This is a genomic window from Geodermatophilus sp. SYSU D01186, from assembly GCF_054050215.1.
Window position 1 is genome coordinate 23,978 of sequence record NZ_JBJGYW010000037.1, and the last position, 19,224, is coordinate 43,201.

Here is a 19,224-nt window from a genome sequence, read left to right on the forward strand (position 1 = left end):
TGGCCGAGGGGCCCCTGCCGCGGGCGTCAGTGGTGGGGGCCGTGCCGGCCGAGGGTCTGCTCCGGCGTCGCGCCGGGGCGGGTCCACTGCGGCGCAGGGCGGCTGGTCGGGCCCCAGGTGGGGTTGCCGTCGGCGTCCGAGCGCCAGTACCAGCACGCGTGGCGCCCCTCGGGCCACCCCTCGGGCTTGTCCTCCCACGTCTCGCCGCGGCCGTCGGGCGTCATGTCGAGCAGGCCGAGGGACCCGTCGGCCGGCTCGTTGCCACGGCCCGTCGTGGAGTAGGTGAGGAACACGCGGTCGCCGTCGCGCAGGTAGCACTCGATGTGCCCCTCCTCCGTGGCGATCCGCGCCTCCACACCGCGCACCGAGTACCAGGGCTGGGTGTAGCCCATGAACGCGACGTAGTCGGCCACCTCGCCCCACCGGCCCGACGTCAGGACGGCGAAGGACACGCCGCGGGCGTGGAGGTAGACGGTGTCCCTCATCTGCCAGATGTTGAAGGTGCAGCCCTCGCACTGCCCCTGGTGCGGCGCGCCGTCGTACCACATCGAGTGGTAGACCACGAGCTCGTCGCGGCCCTGGAACAGGTCGCGGAACGGAACCGCGCCGTCGGGTCCGACGACCTCGGCCGTCCCGTCGACCTCCACCATCGGCAACCGGCGGCGGGCCGCGGCGATGGCGTCGCCCTCGCGGGTGTGGGCCTTCTCGCGGACCAGGAGCTCGTCCCGGGCGACCTGCCAGGTGGCCCGGTCGACGACGGGCGGGCGGCCGGGCAGCGCGGTGGTCGGGTCGGTCGGCGTGGTGGTCATGGTGAGCTCCGTGGTGTCTCGGGCCGGGAAGCGTCGTCCGACCTCCTACGGCGGTCACCAGTTCGGACTCGCGGCCCGGCCGGAACTCATCGCGGCAGGGACGCTCTCGGCCCAGCCCCTCACGGGCCGCGTCGGGCCGGCGAGCCGACCGACGCGGTCCCCACTCGCCCTCCTGCTCGAACTCAGGGCGCGGAGTCGCGAGTCAGCTTCGGCAACGGCCGAGCCACTCGCCCCCGCCGGTGCGCTGAACGACGATGGGAGACGCCACCGACCGCCGCGCACACGGCATCGACGTGGCCGCACTCGGCGGACGGCCGGGCGTCAGCCGCGGGCGGCGCCGTACCCGAGCAGGGCGGCCAGGCCGAGTGCGCTGCGAGGTGCGTAGGCGCTGCGCCACAGCCCGCCGTGCGCGGCGGCGTGTGCCTCGTCCTGCCACGGGTGCTCGTGTGCCGGGCCCCCGCCGGTGTGCAGGTCGTGCACCAGCAGGGCGGCCATGAGCACGTTCGAGGTGGCCGGCTCGAACACCTCGACGCCGAACCGGTGCGCTCCGGCGTAGGCCGCGGCGAGGGCGCGGTTCTTCACGACCGAGCGGGTCCGGGTCGGCGGCGCCACGTTCATCGAGACCGTGCGCCCCGCCGCCCGCGCGGTCGTCGCCCGCCACCGCTGCAGCCGCTTGGCCAGCGCGTAGTTGGGACCCTGCTGCGCCACCAGGCTGTCGGCGATGCCGGGGTCGCTGCCGGGCACGTAGGCCCGCTGCAGCAGCCGCCCGGCCGAGAGCGTCCGCAGCGGGCGGCCGAGGAGCTTGCCCGTCCGCGACCGCGCCGCGTACGCCCGCACCGACTGCTCGACCGCCTCGGCCGGGACGGCGAAGACGTCGGTCGGCGTGGCGAGGAACGCCAGCGCGAGGTCGTCGCGGGCCGCGGACAGCCGCACCGTCAGCGCGTCGACCGCCACCGAGACCCGCACGTTGGTCGCGCCGTCGGCGTAGACGTAGTTGCCGAGCACCAGGCGGCCGGGCAGCGCGGCCACCCAGTCGGCGACGGCCGGCACCTCGGCGATGAGGTCGGCACCGGCCACGGCGGCGACGCCCCCGGCCGCGGCGACGTCCCCGGTCCCGGCCACGTCCCCGGTCCCGGCCACGTCCCCGGCGTCGCGCACCGGCACCAGGAGCGTGCCGGCGCCGCGGCGGGCGGTGTCGAGCACCCGCTCCCACAGGGGCGCGCGCGGCAGGTCGACCCCGGCCACCCGGACGCCCCAGCGCAGCAGGGCGGGCAGCGGCCCCATCTCCGCGCCGGCGCCCAGCACGACCACGGTGGTGCCGGGCAGCGCCAGCCACTCCGGGTGGGCGGCGACGGTGCGGACCGCCTCGGCGCACGAGGGCTCCACCACCCCCGCCTCGACCCACGCGTCCAGCCGGCGCAGCAGGGCGTCGCCGCGCAGCCGCCCGCCGTGGAAGGGCAGGGACAGCTCCCGCTCCGGCTCCGCGGTGCCCCGCACCTCGGCCGTGGCCAGCACCCGCCCGGCCGGCGCGGTGGCCAGGACGTCGAGCCCCGCCTCACCGCCCCCGCCGGCGACCCGCATCCGCGTGTGCAGGGCGGTCAGCCCGGCGTCGGCGACGTCCCGCGCCGCCTGCGGCGTGGCCAGCCCCGCCTCCACCAGCCGGCGGAAGTGGGTGATGTACCCGGCCCGCCAGTTGGTCTCGCGCTCCGCGGCGCCGGCCCCGGTCGGGTCGACCGGGCGCAGCGCGTCGGCGACGACGGCCCGCCCGAGCGCCGCGGTGCTGCGCCGGCCGTCGGGGCCGGCCGGGAAGACGACGCCGCTCTCCTCGCCGGCCATCAGCCGGCGGTCATGGGGGCGTCGGCCGGCGCACCGGCCTCCAGCCAGCGCAGCAGCGTGCGCGCCCCGAAGCCGGTGCCGCCCTTCACCACCTCGGCCTCGTCGGCCGCGGCGCGGGCCGGCCCGGCGACGTCCAGGTGCGCCCACGGCAGGTCACCGGCGAACGGCCGGAGGAACAGCGCGGCGGTGGTGCCCCCGGGGTTGCCGGGCGCGTTGTTGGCGTCGGCGACCGCGCTCTCCAGCAGGTCGGCGTGCTCCTCGGCCAGCGGCATGCGCCAGACCGGCTCGCCGGCGTGACCGGCGGCGGTGCGCAGCGCGTCGGCGAGGCCGTCGGTGGTGGCGTACAGGCCGGCGGTGCGGGTGCCGAGCGCGACCTTCATCGCCCCGGTCAGCGTGGCGACGTCGACCAGCACGGTGGCGCCCAGGTGCAGCCGGGCGTGGGCCAGCCCGTCGGCGAGCACCATGCGGCCCTCGGCGTCGGTGTTGAGCACCTCCGTCGTGCGGCCCCCGACGTGCCGGACGACGTCGGCCGGCCGGTACGAGGAGCCGGAGACGGCGTTCTCCGCGGCCGGGACGACGGCGGTGACCGCGACCGGCAGCCGCAGCCGGGCGGCGGCGTCGACCGCGGCGAGGACGGCGGCGCCGCCGGCCATGTCGGTCTTCATCTCGCGCATGCCGGCGTTGGGCTTGATCGAGATGCCGCCGGTGTCGAAGGTGATGCCCTTGCCGACGAGCACGGGGTGCGCGGCGCCCGCGCCCGGCGGGCGGTAGGACGCCACGATCACGCACGGCGGCGTGGCCGAGCCGCCGCCGACGGCGAGCACCCCGCCGAAGCCGCCGGCCCGCAGGTCGTCGACGTCGAGGACGTGCACGGTGACGTGGTCGAGGCCGGCCAGCCGCTCCCCCGCCTCGGCGGCGAGCCACGCCGGGTTCTTGGTGTTGCTGGGGGTGTTGACCAGGTCGCGGGCCCAGGCGACGGCCCGGGCGGCGGCCTCACCCGCGCGGGCGGCGGCAGTGACGGCGGGGTCGCCGGCGTCGGTGGCCACGACGGTGACCGTGGCCAGCCGCGACGGGTGCGGCTTGGAGGTCTCCCGGAAGCGGTACCCGGCCAGCAGCGCGGTCTCGACGGCGGCGCGCACCTCCTCCGCACCGGCGGGCGCGGCGGCGTCGTCCACCGGCAGCACCAGCCGGCGGGCGCCGTGCTCGGCGAGGGTCTGGGCCCGTCGGACGGCGACGCCCACGCCGCGGCGCAGGTCGGGCAGGGTGGCGTCGCCGACCCCCACCGCGACGACGCTGCGCGGGCGCCGGCCCGGGATCGGCACGTTGGTGACGACCCCCGGCCCGCCGGTGTTGCCCGTGTCGCGCAGGGCGCCGGCGACCAGGTCGGCGTCGACCGGCGCACCCGGCGCGGTCAGCCACGACGGCAGCGCGGTGCCCGACCCGACCGGCACGGCCAGGACGTCGTCCTCGCCGAGGGCGGGGAGGGTGGTGGCGAGCTCGATCCGCGGCAACGGCGCGGCCCCGGTCGCCGGCGTGCTGCCGGCGGCCGGGGCCGTGTCGTCCTGCGCGGTGCTGCCCGGGGGCAGGTGCGCTGCGGTGTTCAGCTGGTCGCGCCCTTCAGTGCCTCGGACAGCGCTGCGGCCTCGTCCGGCGACAGCTCGACGACCAGGCGACCGCCGCCTTCGAGCGGTACGCGCATGACCAGGCCGCGCCCCTCCTTGGTGACTTCCAGGGGACCTTCACCCGTGCGCGGCTTCATGGCCGCCATGCGTGCCTCCTTCATCGGCCACCCGCGAGCCTGGTGAGCTGCGGTGCGGCTGCTCGTCGATGCTGTGAGCTCTACCGTCCATGATCCCGTATCCGGCGCTCAGGACCAACACGAGGCCCCCTCGTGGCCGTGTCCCCGCCCACCGGGCCCCCTCAGGGAGCAGCGCGGAAGCAGTCGGCGACGTGGTCGTCGACCATGCCGGTCGCCTGCATGAGGGCGTAGGCGGTGGTCGGGCCGACGAAGACGAAACCCCGGCGTTTGAGCTCCTTGGCCATCGCGGTCGACTCCGGGCTCGTGGCCGGGACGTCGGCCAGCGTGGCCGGGCGGGCCCGCGGGCCGGCCGGCGCGAACGACCACAGCAACGCGTCGAGCCCCTCGGGGACCTGCTGCGCCGCCCGGGCGTTCGTGATCGCGGCCCGGATCTTGGCCCGGTTGCGGACGATGCCGGCGTCGGCCATCAGCCGGGCCTCGTCGTCCTCGGTGAACTCCGCGACGGCGTCGACGGCGAACCCGGCGAAGGCCGCCCGGAACGCCGGCCGCTTGCGCAGGATGGTGATCCACGACAGCCCCGACTGGAACGCCTCGAGGCACAGCCGCTCGAAGAGGGCGTCGTCCCCGTGCAGCGGCGTGCCCCACTCCTCGTCGTGGTAGGCGACGTACTCCGGGGTGCTCTCGCCCCATGCGCAACGGATGAGCTCCACGGCGCGGAACGCTAACCGCAGGCACCGACAGCCCTACGGTCGTCCGGTGGCCGCGCCGGTGACCCTCCCCTCCCCGGTCGCACCCCGGCCCGCCGTGGCCCGGGCGCCGCTGGTCGCGCTGGCCGCCGGCGTCGCGCTCATGCTCCTCGCGGTCTCCGGCCGGTACGGGTACCACCGCGACGAGCTGTACTTCCTGCGCGCCGGACGCGAGGCGGCGTTCGGGTACGTCGACCAGCCCCCGCTCACCCCGCTGCTGGCCGCCGCCGTCGACGCGCTGGCGCCCGGGTCGCTGGTGACGCTGCGGGTGCCGTCGGCCCTGGCCGCCGGGCTGGTCGTGGTGCTGACCGGGCTGCTCGCGCGGGAGTTCGGCGGCGGGCGCGCCGCCCAGCTCCTGGCCGCCGCCGCGATCGGCGTCTCCGCGTTCCTGCTGGCGGTCGGCCACCTGCTGTCGACCTCGACGGTCGACCTGCTGGCCTGGGCGGCACTGTCCTGGCTGCTGGTGCGGGCGCTGCGCGACGGGGGCGCGGTCTGGGCGGCCGCGGGTGCGGTCGCCGGGGTGGCGCTGCAGAACAAGGTGCAGCCGGCGTTCCTCGTGGCCGCCGTCCTGCTCGGGGTCCTGGTCGCCGGGCCGCGCGCGGTGTTCCGGTCGCCGTGGCCGTGGCTGGGCGGCGCGCTGGCGCTGCTGCTGTGGTCGCCCAACCTCGTGTGGCAGGCGGCCAACGGCTGGCCGCAGCTGGCGCTGGCCGAGGCGATCGCCGCCGGCAGCTCGGGCACCAGCGAGCCGTGGTACCTCTTCCTGCCCTTCCAGCTGGTGCTGGTCAGCCCGCTGCTGGTGCCCGTCTGGGTCGCCGGCTGGGTGCGCCTGGCCCGCGACCCGGGGCTGCGCCCGTGGCGGGCGTTCGCGGTGGCCTACGTCGTCCTCGCGGGGGTGTTCCTGCTGACCGGCGGCAAGCCGTACTACCTGGCCGGCCTCTACCCGGTGCTGCTGGCCGCCGGCGCCGAACCGGTGCTGGCATGGGTCCGGCGCGGGGCCGGCCGGCTGCGGGGTCGGCTGGTCGCGGCCGCGCTGGTGCTCAGCCTGGCCGTCGACGCGCTGCTGATGCTGCCGCTGCTCCCCGTCGGCGCGCTGGCCGGCAGCCCGGTGCCTGCGGTCAACTACGACGCCGGGGAGACCGTCGGCTGGCCGGCGTTCGCGGCGGCCGTCGAGCGGGTCCGGGAGCGGCTGCCGGCCGGCGAGCCGGTCGCCGTCCTCACCCGCAACTACGGCGAGGCCGGCGCCGTCGACCGCTTCGCGCCCGAGCTGTCCCCCGCGTACAGCGGGCACAACGCCTACTGGTCGTGGGGACCGCCCGGGGACGAGGTGACCGCGGTCGTGGCCGTCGGCTTCCCGGAGGAGCAGCTGCGCCGCTGGTTCGCCCGGGTCGAGCTCGCCGGGCGGGTGGACAACGGCGTGGGCCTGGACAACGACGAGCAGGGCGTGCCGGTCCGCATCGCCACCGACCGGCTGGTGCCCTGGTCGCAGATCTGGCCACAGCTGCGCCGGCTCGGCTGAGAACGGGGACCGCCTCAGCCCTCCAGGTCCAGCACCCCGATCGGGACCTCGGCCCACAGCTGCCGGGAGGCCTGCTCGGGGTACCGGCGCACCCCGCCGCGCTCGCCGGCGTCGAACACCCGGGTCAGCTGCTGCCGGTCGTCGTGGGCGGCCCAGCCGGGGTCGCCGTCGCGGGCGAACGCGGTCCACGCCGCCTGCAGCTGCGCGGAGACCTCGGCCGCCTCCGGAGGGGCCGTGGGGCCCAGCAGCTGCAGGGCCAGCCCCTGGTCGAGGACGCCGAACACCAGCGGGACGTCGAGCGCGTGGCAGGCGCCCAGGACGCCGCCCGCCGCCGGAGCCGGCCAGGTGAGCTCGTAGAGGTGGCTGCGTCCGCCGCCGGCGGTGTGCGCGCGGGCCAGCTGCAGGCTCGGCACGCGGAACATGCGGTCGGAGCGGGCCAGCACGTACAGCTCCTCGGCACCGGCCCCCGGGAACGCCGCCCGCATCCGACCCGGGGCGTCCGGGCCGGGCCCGAACACGGCCATCGCCTCGTCGGCCATCTCGTCGGTCACCCGCCCGGCCAGCCCGTCGAGGGCGAGGAACAGCCGCCACTCGTCCCGGTTGTGCCCGACCACCAGCGGGACGTCGCGGCCGGCGCCGGCGGCCAGGCCGGTCCACGGATCGGTGGGCAGCACCTCGCCGTCCACCACCGGGGAGTACGGCGTGGGCGTGTGCGAGACCAGGCCCCAGCGGTCGAGGGAGGACATCCGCCGGTCCAGCGCGGACAGCGCCGCCACGAGGTCGGCGGGCGGGACGTCGGCGAGCGCGGCGGCCGACGGGGCCAGCCCGAGCGGCGCGGTGAGCTCGGCGCTCACGTCGCGGGCCAGGGCGGAGGAGAGGTAGGTCCCCGGCACGCTCTGCGCGATCGCCTGCGCGAACAGGCCCTCGGCGGCCGGCACGACCAGCAGGGCGGCGATCGCCCCGGCGCCGGCGGACTCGCCGAAGACGGTCACCCGCGCGGGGTCGCCGCCGAACGCGGCGATCTCCTCCTGCACCCAGCGGAGGGTGGCCACGACGTCGAGCAGGGCCCGGTTGGCCGGCGCGCCCTCCAGCTCGGCGTAGCCCTCGACCCCCACCCGGTGGTTGGCGGTGACCACGACGGCTCCCGAGCGGGCCAGCGCCGCGCCGTCGTACCCCGGCTCGGCGGAGCTGCCCATCCGGTACGCCCCGCCGTACACCCAGACCAGCACCGGCAGCCCGGTCGCGCCCGGGTCCGGCGTCCAGACGTTGAGGGTCAGCCAGTCGTCCGGGTCGTGCCGCACGGGCCCGGAGGCGGCGGGGGCCGGCGGCGGCGGGCCCATCCACGCCTGGGGCGGCGGGGGCCCGAAGACGTCGGCCTCCCGGACGCCGTCCCACGGCTGCGCCGGGCGCGGTGCCTGGAACCGCAGCGGGCCGACCGGGGGTGCGGCGAACGGGATGCCGCGGAACACCGCGGTCCCGCGCTCGGTGCGGCCACGGACGGCGCCCGCGCGGGTGCGGACGACCGGCTGTTCGGTCATGCGGTTCCTCCGGGGGTCAGGGGACGGCGGCGTCGACGTCGGACAGCTCGCTCCGGTCACGGCGCACGGGACCGCGGCGGGTGGCGAGCACGCAGCCCAGCACGATGACCGGCAGCCCGAGGGCGAGGCCGAGGGTGAACGGCTCGTCGAGCAGCAGCACGCCCAGCAGGACCGCCACCGCCGGGTTGAGGAAGGTGATGACCAGCGCGCGCTGCGGACCGACCTCGCGGATCAGTGCGAAGAACAGCGCGAGGGCGATCGCGGTGCACAGCACGCCGAGGGCGGCCACCGACAGCAGGGCGTCGGCGGGCGCCCGCACCACGTCGTCCAGCTGCGGCGCGGCGAAAGGCGCGTAGACGACGGCGGTGACGGTGAGCGCGATCGCGCTGGCCGCCACCCCGGGGACGTCGGGCAGCTCGCGGCTGACGATCAGCGGTGCGGTGGCGTAGCCGGCCACCACCAGCGCCACCGCCAGCAGCGGCAGCAGCGCCAGGCCCTCGACGTCCAGGCCGAGCAGGACGGCGATGCCGACGACGCCCAGGCCCATCCCGGCCAGCCGCACCGGCGTCAGCCGCTCCTCCTCCCCCGCCAGCCGGCCCGCGAGCGCGGCGACGAACGGCACGCCGGCGACCAGCAGCCCGGTCAGCGAGCTCGACAGCGTCTGCTCGGCGTAGGACAGCAGCAGCCAGGGACCGGTCATCTCCAGCACGGTGAACGCCAGCAGCGGCCGCCAGCGCCGCAGCGCCGGGCGCACCTGGCCGCGGGCGATCGTCCAGGGCAGCAGGAGTGCCGCGCCGAGCACGCAGCGGGCGAACACCACGACCACCGGGGAGAGCTCGCCGACCGCCACCTTGATCAGCAGGTACGGCACGCCCCAGATGAGCGACATCGCCAGGAACAGCGCCCAGCCCCGCCGGCTCACGCCGGCACCTCCCGGCTCCCCGTCACACGCACCGGCCCATCCTGGCCCACGCACGGGTCCCCACCCACGCGGACATCCGGAACGGATCTGTCTTGTGGCGCGCCGAGCGGCTCCGGGACCCTGGCGGCACCCCGTCCCGCCCACGCGAGGGGTGCACATGGACGCGACGGTCACCGGGCCCTCGAGCCGGGACGCCGACGCGGCGGCACCGCACCGGATCCGGCTGATCACCGTGCACGGCATCGGCGGGCAGGAGGCCGGCGGGACGGCGGCACGGTGGGCCGACGCCCTGATCCGCTTCGCCGAGGCCGCGGAGCACCGGGTCACCGTGCTGAGCGCGGACCTGCGGCGGGACCCCTGCATCCGTGTCCGGCTCGACCCGCCCGTCCGGCCCGGTCTCCCCCACCCACCCACCACCGAGGTGACCGTGGTGGAGGCCCACTGGGCCGACGCGTTCGCCGAGCCGTCGCTGAGCCGGGTCCTGCGCTTCCTCGCCACGATCGCGCCGACGCTGGCCGTGACCCAGTCGATCCTGGTCCTGCGGCAGCGCACGGGGCTCTGGCCGCAGCACGCCGCCGGCGGGTTCGTGCCGGCGGCCGGCCGCGTCGCCACCCTGGTCCTGCCGCTGGCCGCGGGGATCGTCGCGCTCGGCGTCGCGGCACCGGTGCTCGCCGTCGTCCTGCTGGCGGCCGCCGTCGTGGCGCTCGTCCCCGTCCCGACGGTCCGGAAGGCGCTCGGCCGCGGGCTTGGGTGGATGAGCACCACCATCGGCGACGCCTACCTGTTCGTCGCCGACCCGGTCAGCCGCGCCGCCATGGAGAGCAGGCTGGAGGCTCGCCTCACCGAGAAGGCCGCGCAGGGAGACCCCGGGACGACCGTCGTGCTGGCCCACTCGCAGGGCGCCGCGGTCGCCTACCGGACCCTGAGCCGCATGCCGCCCGAGCGGCGACCACCCCTCCTGGTCACCGTCGGGTCCGGCCTCGGCCGGCTGGACGACGTGAGCCTGCTCCGGCGCTTCCCCTGGTACCTGACGCCGCTGTACCTGCTCATCGTGGTCACCGGCGCGTGGGCCGTCCGGCGGTGGGACTCCTGGTCGTGGCTGCTCCTGGCGGTCTCCGTGGCGCTGACCGCGGTGGTCTGGTGGCGCTGCCTGGTCGCGCTGGACCGGCTGACCGCCGGCCCCCTCGAGGGCCTCGACGGCGTGGCGTGGCTGGACATCCAGGCGGTCTTCGACCCGGTGCCCAACGGTCCGGCGGCGCTGGAGGGCGGCGGGGAGTACCGGTACGTGCGGGTGGCGGGCGAGCAGTCGGTCGTGCGCGACCACGTCCGGTACGAGCGCGACTTCGCCCGGACCCTGCCCCTGCTCGCCGGCCGGCTGGGCATGGGCCGCCCGGCGGGACCCGTCGACCCGGGCACCGGTGCGCGTGCGGCGCCGACGGCCCCGGGCACGGACGACGGCCGGCCGCCCCTCGCGCTGCGGGACTGGGTCGGGCTGGGGCTGCGCCTCCTCCCGCCCGTGGCCGCCGTGGTCGCCGCGGTGCAGACCGACCTGTTCGTGCTGGGGCTGTGGGCCGGGGTGGCCGGGCCGGACCCGCTGGACTCCCTCGTCGGCCTCGTCATGGTCCCGCTGGGGTGGATCGCCGGCCTGCTGGCGGCCACGTGGCCCCACTCGCCGGCGCCCGAGACGATGCTCGGCGTCCTGCTCCTGGCGCTGCTGGGCCTGGCCGGCGCCGACCTCACGCGGCGGGTCCTGACCTGGCTCCGGGACCGGGAGACCCGCCGGTGGTTGCGCGGGGGCGGGCTGCTCGGCGAGGACGGTGGCCGGTGGCGGCCGTGGCGCTGGGTGGTGGCGTTCGTGCCGGTCGTGCTCGTCGCGGCCGCCGTCCCGGCCCTGCTGCTCTGGCGGGCCGAGGGGCCGCCGTGGACACCGCAGGAGGCCGTCGACGCCTACCTCACCGCCGTCGCCGACGGGAACGCCGGCGCTCTCTGCGCGGTCACCACGGGCACCATCGAGCAGCTGGGCCGGTCGGACGCGGCGTGCGCGCGCAGCGGGTTCCCCGGGGTCCACCGGTCCTGCGCCGACGCCCGCGAGGCGGTGGGCGAGCTGCCCTCCGGTGCGGTGTCCCTATCCGGGACGGGGGGCGAGCGCACGGTGACGGTGACGTGGGCGCCGGAGCCCTGGCCCACCTGCTCCGCCACGGTCCCCGAGCCGGTCCCCGTGCCGGCCCGCGTCGTGCGCGCCGGCGACGCGTGGCTGGTGAGCGCCGTCGGCGGGCCGCCGGGGTCCTGACGCCCCGTTTCCGGCCCCTCCCCGGGGGCACCGCTCGGCCGTGACCGATGCCCGCGTCGTGCCCGGCCGCCGCCTGCTCGTCTCCGGGCTGCTGCTGGGCGCCGGCCTCATGGGGGCGGTCGACGAGATCGTCTTCCACCAGCTGCTGCACTGGCACCACTTCTACGACCGGGCCGGTGGCGCCGCCGGCCTGGTCTCCGACGGGGTGCTGCACGCGGCCACCCTCTCGGCCGTGGTCGCCGGGCTGGCGCTGCTGGCCGACGTCCGGCGCCGCGGGACGTTCGACCGGCTGCGCTGGTGGGCAGCGGTGCTGCTGGGCGCCGGCGCCTTCCAGCTGTGGGACGGCGTGGTCGACCACAAGCTGCTGCGGGTGCACCAGGTGCGCTACGGCGTCGACCTCGCCGCGTACGACGCCGCGTGGATCGGCGGCGCCGTCGTGCTGCTGGCCGCCGGCACCCTGCTGGGGCTGCGCGCCCGCCGCCGGCCGTGACCGCGCTCGCCGTCCTCGTCGCCGCCACGCTGTACGTCGCGGCGACCTGGCGGTGCGGGGCGCCGTGGTCCCTGGTGCGGACGGCGTGCTGGCTGGCGGGCCTGGTCGCGGTCGGTGCGGGCTGGGCGCTGGCCGGCGCGCACGGCGACCTGCGGACGCACATGGCCGGCCACCTGCTGCTCGGCATGGTCGGGCCGCTGCTGCTGGTGCTGGCCGCACCGGTGACCCTGGCGCTGCGGGTCCTGCCGGTGGACACGGCGCGGCGGCTGGCCCGGGTGCTGCGGACACCGCCGGTCCGCTGGGCGAGCGACCCGCTGGTCGCCGTCCCCCTCAACGCCGCGGGCCTGTGGGCGCTGTACGGCACGGGCCTGCACACGGCGGCCGCGCACCGCCCGGGGCTCGGCGCGCTGATCTCCCTGCTCGTGCTGGTCAGCGGGTACCTGGCCACCGCGGCGGTGCTGGCCGTGGACCCGGCACCGCACCGGCGCGGGGTGGGCGTGCGGGCCGCTGCGCTGGCGGCCGGCATGGCGGCGCACGACGTCCTCGCGAAGGCCCTCTACGCCGGCCCGCCGGCCGGGGTCGTGGCCGCGCAGGAGGGCGCGCGGCTGATGTACGACGGCGGCACGGTCGTCTCGCTGCTCACCGCCGCGGTGCTCTGGCGACGCTGGTACGTCAGCCGCGCCGCCGTCCGCCCCGCAGCCGCCGCGGCTGCCCGACCATGGGCGGCGTGGACGCCCCGGACCGCTTCGCCGCGCTCGTCGACGCCCTCGCCGCCGAGCCCGGCGTGACCCTGCCGGACGGCGACGGCGGGCGCCGGTTCGGCTCGGAGACCCTGCGCGCGGGCGGGGCGGTCTTCGCGATGGTCACCGGGGACGCGGTGGTGCTGAAGCTGCCCGCCGACCGGGTGGCCGCGCTGCTGGCCGACGGCGGCGGGCGCCCGTTCGGCGCCGGGAAGGGCCGGCCCTACCGCGAGTGGGTCGCCCTCCCGGACGGGGAACCGGCGAGCGACCTCGCGCTGGCCCGCGAGGCGCTGGCGTTCGTCCGCTCCCGCCGGGGCTGAGAGCTCTCAGACGTCCCCGCGCAGGTAGGCCCGCCGCCGGTCGGGCGGGTACTTCTCGATCGCGTGGCGCAGCATGGTCCGCGGCATGCGCCGGTAGCGCGGGGCGAGGAACTGCTCGGCGAGCGCCCGGTCGCGGTTGCCGACCTCGCGCAGCATCCAGCCCACCGCCTTCTGCACGAGGTCGTGTGGGTCCTCCAGCAGGCGGTCGGCCAGGGCGAGGGTCGGCCCGAAGCGCCCCGCGCGGATCGTCGCGAACGTCGCCATGACGGCGATCCGCCGGTCCCACACCGACGAGGAGGCGGCCAGCTCGTCCAGCACGGCCGGGTCGACGTCGCCGAGCAGGTGGGGCGCCGAGGCGTCCACCAGGTCCCAGTTGGACACGTGCTCGCGGCAGCGCAGGTACAGCTCGACGATCCGCTGCCGCTCCGCCTCGTCGGCCCGCTCGAAGCGCCGCACCAGCACGAACAGCGCGGTGAGCCGCTCCTCGTGCACCGGGCTGGTGAGCAGCTCGCCGGCGTCCGCCAGGGACGTGCCGGCCGCGTGCACCCGGGCGATCCGGCGCTGCTCGGGCACGCCGATGCCCAGGAAGCGGTCGCCCTCGCCGTAGCCCCCGGGCCGGGCCTGGAAGTACCGCGCCATGCCGTCGGCCCGCTCCGGGTCGGCAGCCGCGGCGAGGTCGGCCCGGATCGCCGCCGCGGTCACGGCCCGGGGTGGGCGGCGGCGAAGGCGGCGAACCGGCGCAGCGACCGCCGGACCCCCAGCACCACGAACGGGCGCACCAGCGGCCAGCCCACCACGCCCAGCAGGCCGAAGGGCAGGTACAGCCGCTCGGTCCAGGTGAACGCCGTCCGCCCGCCGTCGGGCACCAGCTCGAAGATGCCGGGGCCGCGCACGATCCGGCCGGTGTGCTGGACGACGACGCGCCGCGGCGGGTCCCACTCGGTGATCACCATCGTGTCAAGGACGCCGAGGTGCCGCCCGCGCCGCCACGGGATGCCGGTGCGGGCGGCCAGCCGCCCGCCGAAGCCCTGCGCGTCCCCGCCGACGGTCTCCACGTCGGTGAGCAGCATCCACTCGCCCTGCCGGGTCCAGTCGGTGAGCGCCGCCCACACCCGCTCCGGCGGGGCGTCGACGGTGGTCGTCTCGACGAGCTCAGGCATCGGCGTGGGTCCCGTCCTCGGTGGCGGGCGGGACGTCGTCCCGCGCGGGGGCTCCCCGGTCGTCCAGCCGGCCGCGCAGCTCGGCCAGCTGCGCGTCGCGCTCCTCCAGCGTCTGGGCCATCTGCTCGACCAGCCAGTCCACCTCGGTCATCCGGTAGCCGCGCACGGTCACGCTGATCCGCGCCGCCCGGAGGTCGTCGGCGGTCACCGGCCGGTCCTCCGGCAGCTCCAGCGGGGAGCGGTCCGGATCGGCCGGCGGCCGGGTCTCCCCGCGGCCGAGCAGCAGCGAGCCGCCGAGGAACACCAGCGCCCCGACCACCAGGACGACGACGACGAAGACGACGGCGGAGAGCACGTGGGGACCTCAGGCGTCGCTCGGGTCGGCCTCGACCGGCACCGACCGCATGCCGCCGCCGTTGTCGCCGGCCTGCCGGGCCGCCTCGGCCTCCTGGATCACCCGGACGACCTCGTCGACGTCGTCGGTGACGGTGAACAGGTCCAGGTCGGACTCCCTGATGGTGGCCGCCGGGACCATCGTGCTGCGGATCCAGTCGACCAGCCCCGACCAGTACTCCGACCCGTACAGCACCACCGGGAAGCGGGTGACCTTGCGGGTCTGCACCAGGGTCAGGGCCTCGAACAGCTCGTCGAGGGTGCCGAAGCCGCCGGGGAGGATGACGAAGGCCTGCGCGTACTTCACGAACATCGTCTTGCGGACGAAGAAGTAGCGGAAGGCGATGCCGACGTCGACCCACTCGTTGAGCTCCTGCTCGAACGGCAGCTCGATGCCCAGGCCGACCGACAGCCCGCCGGACTCCGACGCCCCACGGTTGGCCGCCTCCATCGCCCCTGGGCCGCCGCCGGTGATGACCGCGTACCCGGCGCGGGACAGCGCCGCCCCGATCTCGACGCCGGCGGCGTAGTGCGGGGAGTCCCGCGGGGTGCGGGCGCTGCCGAAGACGCTCACCGCACGGGGCAGCTCGGACAGCAGCCCGAAGCCCTCCACGAACTCGCTCTGGATGCGGAGCACGCGCCAGGGGTCGGTGTGCACCCAGTCGGTGGGACCGCGCCGGTCCAGCAGCCGCTGGTCGGTCGTCGTCCCGACGGTGCGGGCGTCGGGCTCGCCGCCGCGCAGCATCACCGGGCCGCGGTGCCGGGTCGGGCGGGGCCTGCGGCCGTCGGCGGGCTGCGGGGTGGTCGTCATGCGCGGCTCCTCAGGCGGAGGGGGTCGACAGGTAGGCGACGAGCGCGTCCTCGGCCGGCTGCAGCCGCTCGACGACGACGTGCTCCTCACGGGTGTGGGCCAGCTGCGGGTCGCCGGGGCCGTAGTTGACCGCGGGGATGCCGAAGGCGGCGAAGCGGGCGACGTCGGTCCAGCCGAGCTTGGCCCGGGCCGGGCGCCCGACGGCGGCCACGAACGCGGCGGCGGCGGGCTCGGCCAGCCCCGGCAGTGCCCCGCCGGCGTTGTCCACGAACGTGAGCGTGGCGCCGGCCTCGACCGCCTCGGCGAAGACCTCGCGGACGTGCGCCTCGGCGGCGTCCTCGTCGCGGTCCGGCGCGTAGCGGAAGTTGACCGTCACCGCGCAGCGGTCGGGGATGACGTTGCCGGCGACCCCGCCCTCGACCCGGACGGCGTTGAGCCCCTCGCGGTAGGTGCAGCCGTCGATCTCCACCTCGCGCGCCTCGTAGGCGGCGAGGGTGGCGAGGATGCCGGCGGCTCCGTGGATCGCGTTGACCCCCAGCCAGCTGCGGGCGCTGTGCGCCCGCCGGCCCGGCACCTCGAGCACCGCCCGCAGGGTGCCCTGGCAGCCGGCCTCGATCTCGCCGTCGGTCGGCTCGAGCAGGATCGCGAGGTCGCCGTAGAGCCAGCCGCGGCGCTCGCGGGCGACCCTGCCGAGGCCGTTCTTGACCGCCTCGACCTCCTCGTTGTCGTAGAAGACGAAGGTGAGGTCGTGCGCGGGCGCGGCACCCGGGACGCCGAAGCGGGCGGCCAGCCGCAGCATCACCGCGTCGCCGGCCTTCATGTCGCTGGTGCCGCAGCCGTAGAGCCGGCCGTCCTCGACCCGGCTGGGCACGTTGTCGGCGATGGGCACGGTGTCCAGGTGGCCGGCGAGGACCACGCGGGTGGGGCGGCCGAGGTCGGTGCGGGCGAGGACCGCGTCCCCCACGCGCTCGACCTCCAGCCCGCCCAAGGACCGCAGCGCCGCCTCCACCGCGTCGGCCAGCGCCGCCTCGTCGCCCGACACGGACGGGGTGTCGACCAGCGCGCGGGTGAGGGCGAGGACGTCGGCGGAGAGGTCCAGGTGCGGTGCGGAGCTCACGGTGGACGACCCTACGGGCGCCGCCGGACACCGGCCGCCGCACCGCGCCAGGTCACCGGTTGGTCGCGCACCGTTCACCCGGCGGGGCGTCCGCCTCCTGACCGGACCCCGCCCCGCGCTGGGTAGCGTCGTCCCCGTGACGAACGCCGCCCCGCACTCCGCCGTCGCCGCCGGCCTGGCCACCGTGACCCCCTCGGGGACGGTGCTCGACACCTGGTACCCCGAGCCCCGCCTGGGCGCTCCCGAGGGCTCCGCCGCCGGGACGACGCGCCTCGGCGCGCTCGAGCTCTCCGGGGAACTGGGCCCCGACTACGGCGGCCTGGTGCGGCGCGACGAGGCCCGGGGGGTGGAGGTGATCGCCGTCCGCACGGTGATCCCGGACCTCTCCGCCCCGCCGGTCGACACCCACGACGTCTGGCTGCGGCTGCACCTGCTCTCCCACCGGCTGATCCGCCCGCACGGCGCCGACCTGACCGGCGTGTTCGGCCTGCTCACCAACGTCGCCTGGACCAGCGCCGGCCCGGTCGAGGCGGCCGCCTTCAACGCCCACCGGCTGCGCGCCGCCCACGGGCAGGTCACCGTGTACGGCGTCGACAAGTTCCCGCGGATGGTCGACTACGTCATCCCCTCCGGCGTCCGCATCGCCGACGGCGACCGCGTGCGGCTGGGCGCGCACCTCGCCGAGGGGACGACGGTCATGCACGAGGGCTTCGTGAACTTCAACGCCGGTACCCTGGGCCCGTCGATGGTCGAGGGCCGGATCAGCGCCGGCGTCGTCGTCGGCGCCGACAGCGACGTCGGTGGCGGCGCCTCGATCATGGGCACCCTCTCCGGCGGCGGGAAGCAGGTCATCTCCATCGGCTCGGGCTGCCTGCTGGGCGCCAACGCCGGCATCGGCATCTCCCTCGGCGACCGGTGCGTCGTCGAGGCCGGCTGCTACGTGACCGCCGGCTCGCGGGTCACCCTGCCCGACGGTTCGACGGTCAAGGCCGCGGAGCTCTCCGGCCGCGACGGGCTGCTGTTCCGGCGCAACTCGGTCACCGGCGCCCTCGAGGCGCTGCCCCGGGACGGCGACTGGGGCGCCCTGAACGCGGAGCTGCACAAGAACTGACGGGAAGGGCCCCCGCGCCCCCACCGCTCGCAGGCTCGCGGCGGGTCCCTGCACGGGGGCCGTTCCGGTACGTTCCCAGGCTCGCGGCGGGTCCTGCAGGGGTCCTCCGGCGCTACGCTCCGCCGCACTCGTGCGCGGACCGAGCCGGAGGAGACGACGGTGGCCGACCAGCGGACCAAGATCCTGCTCGAGGAGTCGCAGCTCCCGACGCAGTGGTACAACGTCGTGCCCGACCTGCCGAGCCCGCCCCCGCCGCCGCTGCACCCCGGCACGATGCAGCCGGTCGGCCCCGACGACCTGGCCCCGCTGTTCCCCCCGGACCTCATCGCGCAGGAGGTCACCGGCGAACGGTTCGTCGACATCCCCGGCGCGGTGCTCGACGTCTACCGCCTGTGGCGGCCCTCGCCGCTGTACCGCGCGCACCGGCTGGAGAAGGCCCTCGGGACGCCGGCCCGGATCTACTACAAGTACGAGGGCGTCTCCCCCGCCGGCTCGCACAAGCCCAACACCGCCGTCCCCCAGGCGTACTACAACGCGCAGGCCGGCGTCCGGAAGCTGACGACGGAGACCGGCGCCGGGCAGTGGGGCACCGCGCTGGCGTTCGCCAGTGCCCTGTTCGACCTCGACTGCGAGGTCTGGATGGTCGGCGCCTCCTACGACCAGAAGCCCTACCGCCGGATCGCGATGGAGACCTTCGGCGCCCGCGTGCACCGCTCACCGTCCGACCTGACCGCGGCCGGCCGCGCCGTCTCCGCCGAGGACCCGCGGCACCCCGGGTCGCTGGGCATCGCCATCAGCGAGGCGGTGGAGGTCGCCGCGCAGGAGCCGCAGACCCGGTACGCCCTGGGCAGCGTCCTCAACCACGTGCTGCTGCACCAGACGGTCATCGGCGAGGAGGCGCTCCTGCAGCTCGCCGCCGTCGGGGACACCCCGGACGTGATCATCGGCTGCACCGGCGGCGGGTCGAACTTCGGCGGGCTGGCGTTCCCCTTCCTCCGGGAGAAGCTGGCCGGCCGGATGTCGCCGACGATCCGGGCGGTCGAGCCGGAGTCCTGCCCGTCGCTGACCCGCGGCGTGTACGCCTACGACTTCGGCGACACCGCCGGGATGACGCCGCTGCTCAAGATGCACACCCTCGGCCACCGGTTCATCCCCGACCCGATCCACGCAGGTGGGCTGCGCTACCACGGGATGTCGCCGTTGCTCTCCCACGTCTTCGAGCTGGGGTTGATCGAGGCGCTGGCGCTGCCGCAGAGCGAGTGCTTCACCGCGGCGGTGCGCTTCGCCCGCACCGAGGGGATCATCCCGGCGCCCGAGCCGTCCCACGCGCTCGCCGCCTGCATCCGCGAGGCGGTGGCCTGCCGGGAGTCCGGCGAGGAGCGGGTCATCCTCACGGCGCTGTGCGGGCACGGGCACTTCGACCTGGCGGCCTACGACGCGTTCCTGTCCGGCCGGATGTCCGACGAGGACGTCACCGATGAGCGCCTGGCGCCCGGCCTGGCGGATCTGCCGGCCGTGCCGGCCGGGGCCTGAGGGCGGCGGGGCCTGGGGCCGGCGGGGACCGGGGGGGGCGGGGGGGGCCCCCCCCACCCCCCCCCACCACCCGACCACCACCCACCCCCCCCCCCCCCACTCTGCAATCGAGACCCCCAGCGCGTCGGAAGCG

Annotated in this window: 19 protein-coding genes; 7 read left to right on the forward strand and 12 right to left on the reverse strand. The window is 76.8% G+C overall.

Features of this window, described 5'->3' with window-relative positions:
- Nucleotides 1–26: 26 nt before the first annotated feature.
- The 5 genes from ACI784_RS21535 to ACI784_RS21555 all read right to left on the reverse strand — a co-directional run bounded on the left by ACI784_RS21535 (nucleotide 27) and on the right by ACI784_RS21555 (nucleotide 5,114).
- On the reverse strand, nucleotides 27–809 hold the full coding sequence (locus ACI784_RS21535; RefSeq protein ID WP_457014842.1) for a DUF899 family protein: 783 nt from the start codon (nucleotides 807–809) through the stop codon (nucleotides 27–29).
- 321 nt (nucleotides 810–1,130) lie between these two features.
- Nucleotides 1,131–2,645, reverse strand: a complete 1,515-nt coding sequence (locus ACI784_RS21540) for a hypothetical protein (protein WP_456923258.1) — start codon at nucleotides 2,643–2,645, stop codon at nucleotides 1,131–1,133.
- The gene (locus ACI784_RS21545) at nucleotides 2,645–4,156 is read right to left on the reverse strand and encodes a leucyl aminopeptidase family protein (protein ID WP_457014843.1); all 1,512 of its coding nucleotides are present in this window, start codon (nucleotides 4,154–4,156) and stop codon (nucleotides 2,645–2,647) included. Before ACI784_RS21545 ends, ACI784_RS21540 begins: the two co-directional genes overlap by 1 nt.
- Before the next feature lie 89 nt (nucleotides 4,157–4,245).
- Nucleotides 4,246–4,413, reverse strand: coding sequence for a DUF3117 domain-containing protein (locus tag ACI784_RS21550; RefSeq protein ID WP_012947303.1), 168 nt, complete (start codon nucleotides 4,411–4,413; stop codon nucleotides 4,246–4,248).
- 152 nt (nucleotides 4,414–4,565) lie between these two features.
- Entirely contained in the window at nucleotides 4,566–5,114 is a 549-nt protein-coding gene (locus ACI784_RS21555) for a DNA-3-methyladenine glycosylase I (protein ID WP_456923255.1), read from the reverse strand.
- Nucleotides 5,115–5,160: 46 nt separating this feature from the next.
- Between ACI784_RS21555 and ACI784_RS21560 the strand changes: the two genes are divergently transcribed.
- Complete coding sequence (locus ACI784_RS21560; protein WP_457014844.1) at nucleotides 5,161–6,666, forward strand: glycosyltransferase family 39 protein; 1,506 nt, start codon at nucleotides 5,161–5,163, stop codon at nucleotides 6,664–6,666.
- 14 nt (nucleotides 6,667–6,680) lie between these two features.
- On the opposite strand, the gene ACI784_RS21565 is transcribed toward ACI784_RS21560, so the two are convergent.
- Both ACI784_RS21565 and ACI784_RS21570 read right to left on the reverse strand, forming a co-directional pair.
- Nucleotides 6,681–8,204 (reverse strand): carboxylesterase/lipase family protein, encoded by a 1,524-nt coding sequence (locus tag ACI784_RS21565; protein WP_457014845.1) that lies wholly within the window; start codon nucleotides 8,202–8,204, stop codon nucleotides 6,681–6,683.
- Nucleotides 8,205–8,220: 16 nt separating this feature from the next.
- On the reverse strand, nucleotides 8,221–9,126 hold the full coding sequence (locus ACI784_RS21570; RefSeq protein ID WP_457014846.1) for a DMT family transporter: 906 nt from the start codon (nucleotides 9,124–9,126) through the stop codon (nucleotides 8,221–8,223).
- Between the two features lie 157 nt (nucleotides 9,127–9,283).
- Here ACI784_RS21570 and ACI784_RS21575 point away from each other — a divergent pair, with 157 nt between their 5' ends.
- The 4 genes from ACI784_RS21575 to ACI784_RS21590 are packed head-to-tail and all read left to right on the forward strand — an operon-like array spanning nucleotide 9,284 to nucleotide 12,966.
- Nucleotides 9,284–11,416, forward strand: a complete 2,133-nt coding sequence (locus ACI784_RS21575) for a hypothetical protein (protein ID WP_457014847.1) — start codon at nucleotides 9,284–9,286, stop codon at nucleotides 11,414–11,416.
- A gap of 40 nt (nucleotides 11,417–11,456) precedes the next feature.
- Nucleotides 11,457–11,906 carry a DUF2243 domain-containing protein gene (locus ACI784_RS21580; RefSeq protein WP_456923250.1) on the forward strand — a complete coding sequence of 150 codons (450 nt, stop codon included), beginning with the start codon at nucleotides 11,457–11,459 and terminating at the stop codon, nucleotides 11,904–11,906.
- Nucleotides 11,903–12,694, forward strand: a complete 792-nt coding sequence (locus tag ACI784_RS21585; RefSeq protein WP_457014848.1) for a cytochrome c oxidase assembly protein — start codon at nucleotides 11,903–11,905, stop codon at nucleotides 12,692–12,694. Before ACI784_RS21580 ends, ACI784_RS21585 begins: the two co-directional genes overlap by 4 nt.
- On the forward strand, nucleotides 12,634–12,966 hold the full coding sequence (locus tag ACI784_RS21590) for a hypothetical protein (protein ID WP_457014849.1): 333 nt from the start codon (nucleotides 12,634–12,636) through the stop codon (nucleotides 12,964–12,966). The genes ACI784_RS21585 and ACI784_RS21590 overlap by 61 nt, the downstream gene beginning before the upstream one ends.
- A 6-nt stretch (nucleotides 12,967–12,972) precedes the next feature.
- Here the strand turns inward: ACI784_RS21590 and ACI784_RS21595 are convergent, their stop codons facing one another.
- From ACI784_RS21595 to dapE, 5 genes are read right to left on the reverse strand one after another with little or no spacing between them, the layout of a single operon-like run.
- A complete protein-coding gene (locus tag ACI784_RS21595; protein WP_457014850.1) occupies nucleotides 12,973–13,668 on the reverse strand; it encodes a DNA alkylation repair protein in 696 nt (231 codons plus the stop codon).
- Nucleotides 13,665–14,126, reverse strand: coding sequence for an SRPBCC family protein (locus tag ACI784_RS21600; protein ID WP_456923246.1), 462 nt, complete (start codon nucleotides 14,124–14,126; stop codon nucleotides 13,665–13,667). The genes ACI784_RS21595 and ACI784_RS21600 overlap by 4 nt, the downstream gene beginning before the upstream one ends.
- Nucleotides 14,119–14,481 carry a DivIVA domain-containing protein gene (locus tag ACI784_RS21605; RefSeq protein ID WP_456923245.1) on the reverse strand — a complete coding sequence of 121 codons (363 nt, stop codon included), beginning with the start codon at nucleotides 14,479–14,481 and terminating at the stop codon, nucleotides 14,119–14,121. The genes ACI784_RS21600 and ACI784_RS21605 overlap by 8 nt, the downstream gene beginning before the upstream one ends.
- 9 nt (nucleotides 14,482–14,490) lie before the next feature.
- Nucleotides 14,491–15,330, reverse strand: coding sequence for an LOG family protein (locus tag ACI784_RS21610; protein ID WP_457014851.1), 840 nt, complete (start codon nucleotides 15,328–15,330; stop codon nucleotides 14,491–14,493).
- 10 nt (nucleotides 15,331–15,340) lie between these two features.
- Complete coding sequence (dapE, locus tag ACI784_RS21615; protein WP_456923243.1) at nucleotides 15,341–16,447, reverse strand: succinyl-diaminopimelate desuccinylase; 1,107 nt, start codon at nucleotides 16,445–16,447, stop codon at nucleotides 15,341–15,343.
- 136 nt (nucleotides 16,448–16,583) lie between these two features.
- Between dapE and dapD the strand changes: the two genes are divergently transcribed.
- Together dapD and ACI784_RS21625 are read left to right on the forward strand one after the other, a co-directional pair.
- A complete protein-coding gene (gene dapD, locus ACI784_RS21620) occupies nucleotides 16,584–17,558 on the forward strand; it encodes a 2,3,4,5-tetrahydropyridine-2,6-dicarboxylate N-succinyltransferase (protein ID WP_456923242.1) in 975 nt (324 codons plus the stop codon).
- 159 nt (nucleotides 17,559–17,717) lie between these two features.
- Nucleotides 17,718–19,091, forward strand: coding sequence for a TrpB-like pyridoxal phosphate-dependent enzyme (locus ACI784_RS21625; RefSeq protein ID WP_457014852.1), 1,374 nt, complete (start codon nucleotides 17,718–17,720; stop codon nucleotides 19,089–19,091).
- Nucleotides 19,092–19,224: the final 133 nt, after the last annotated feature.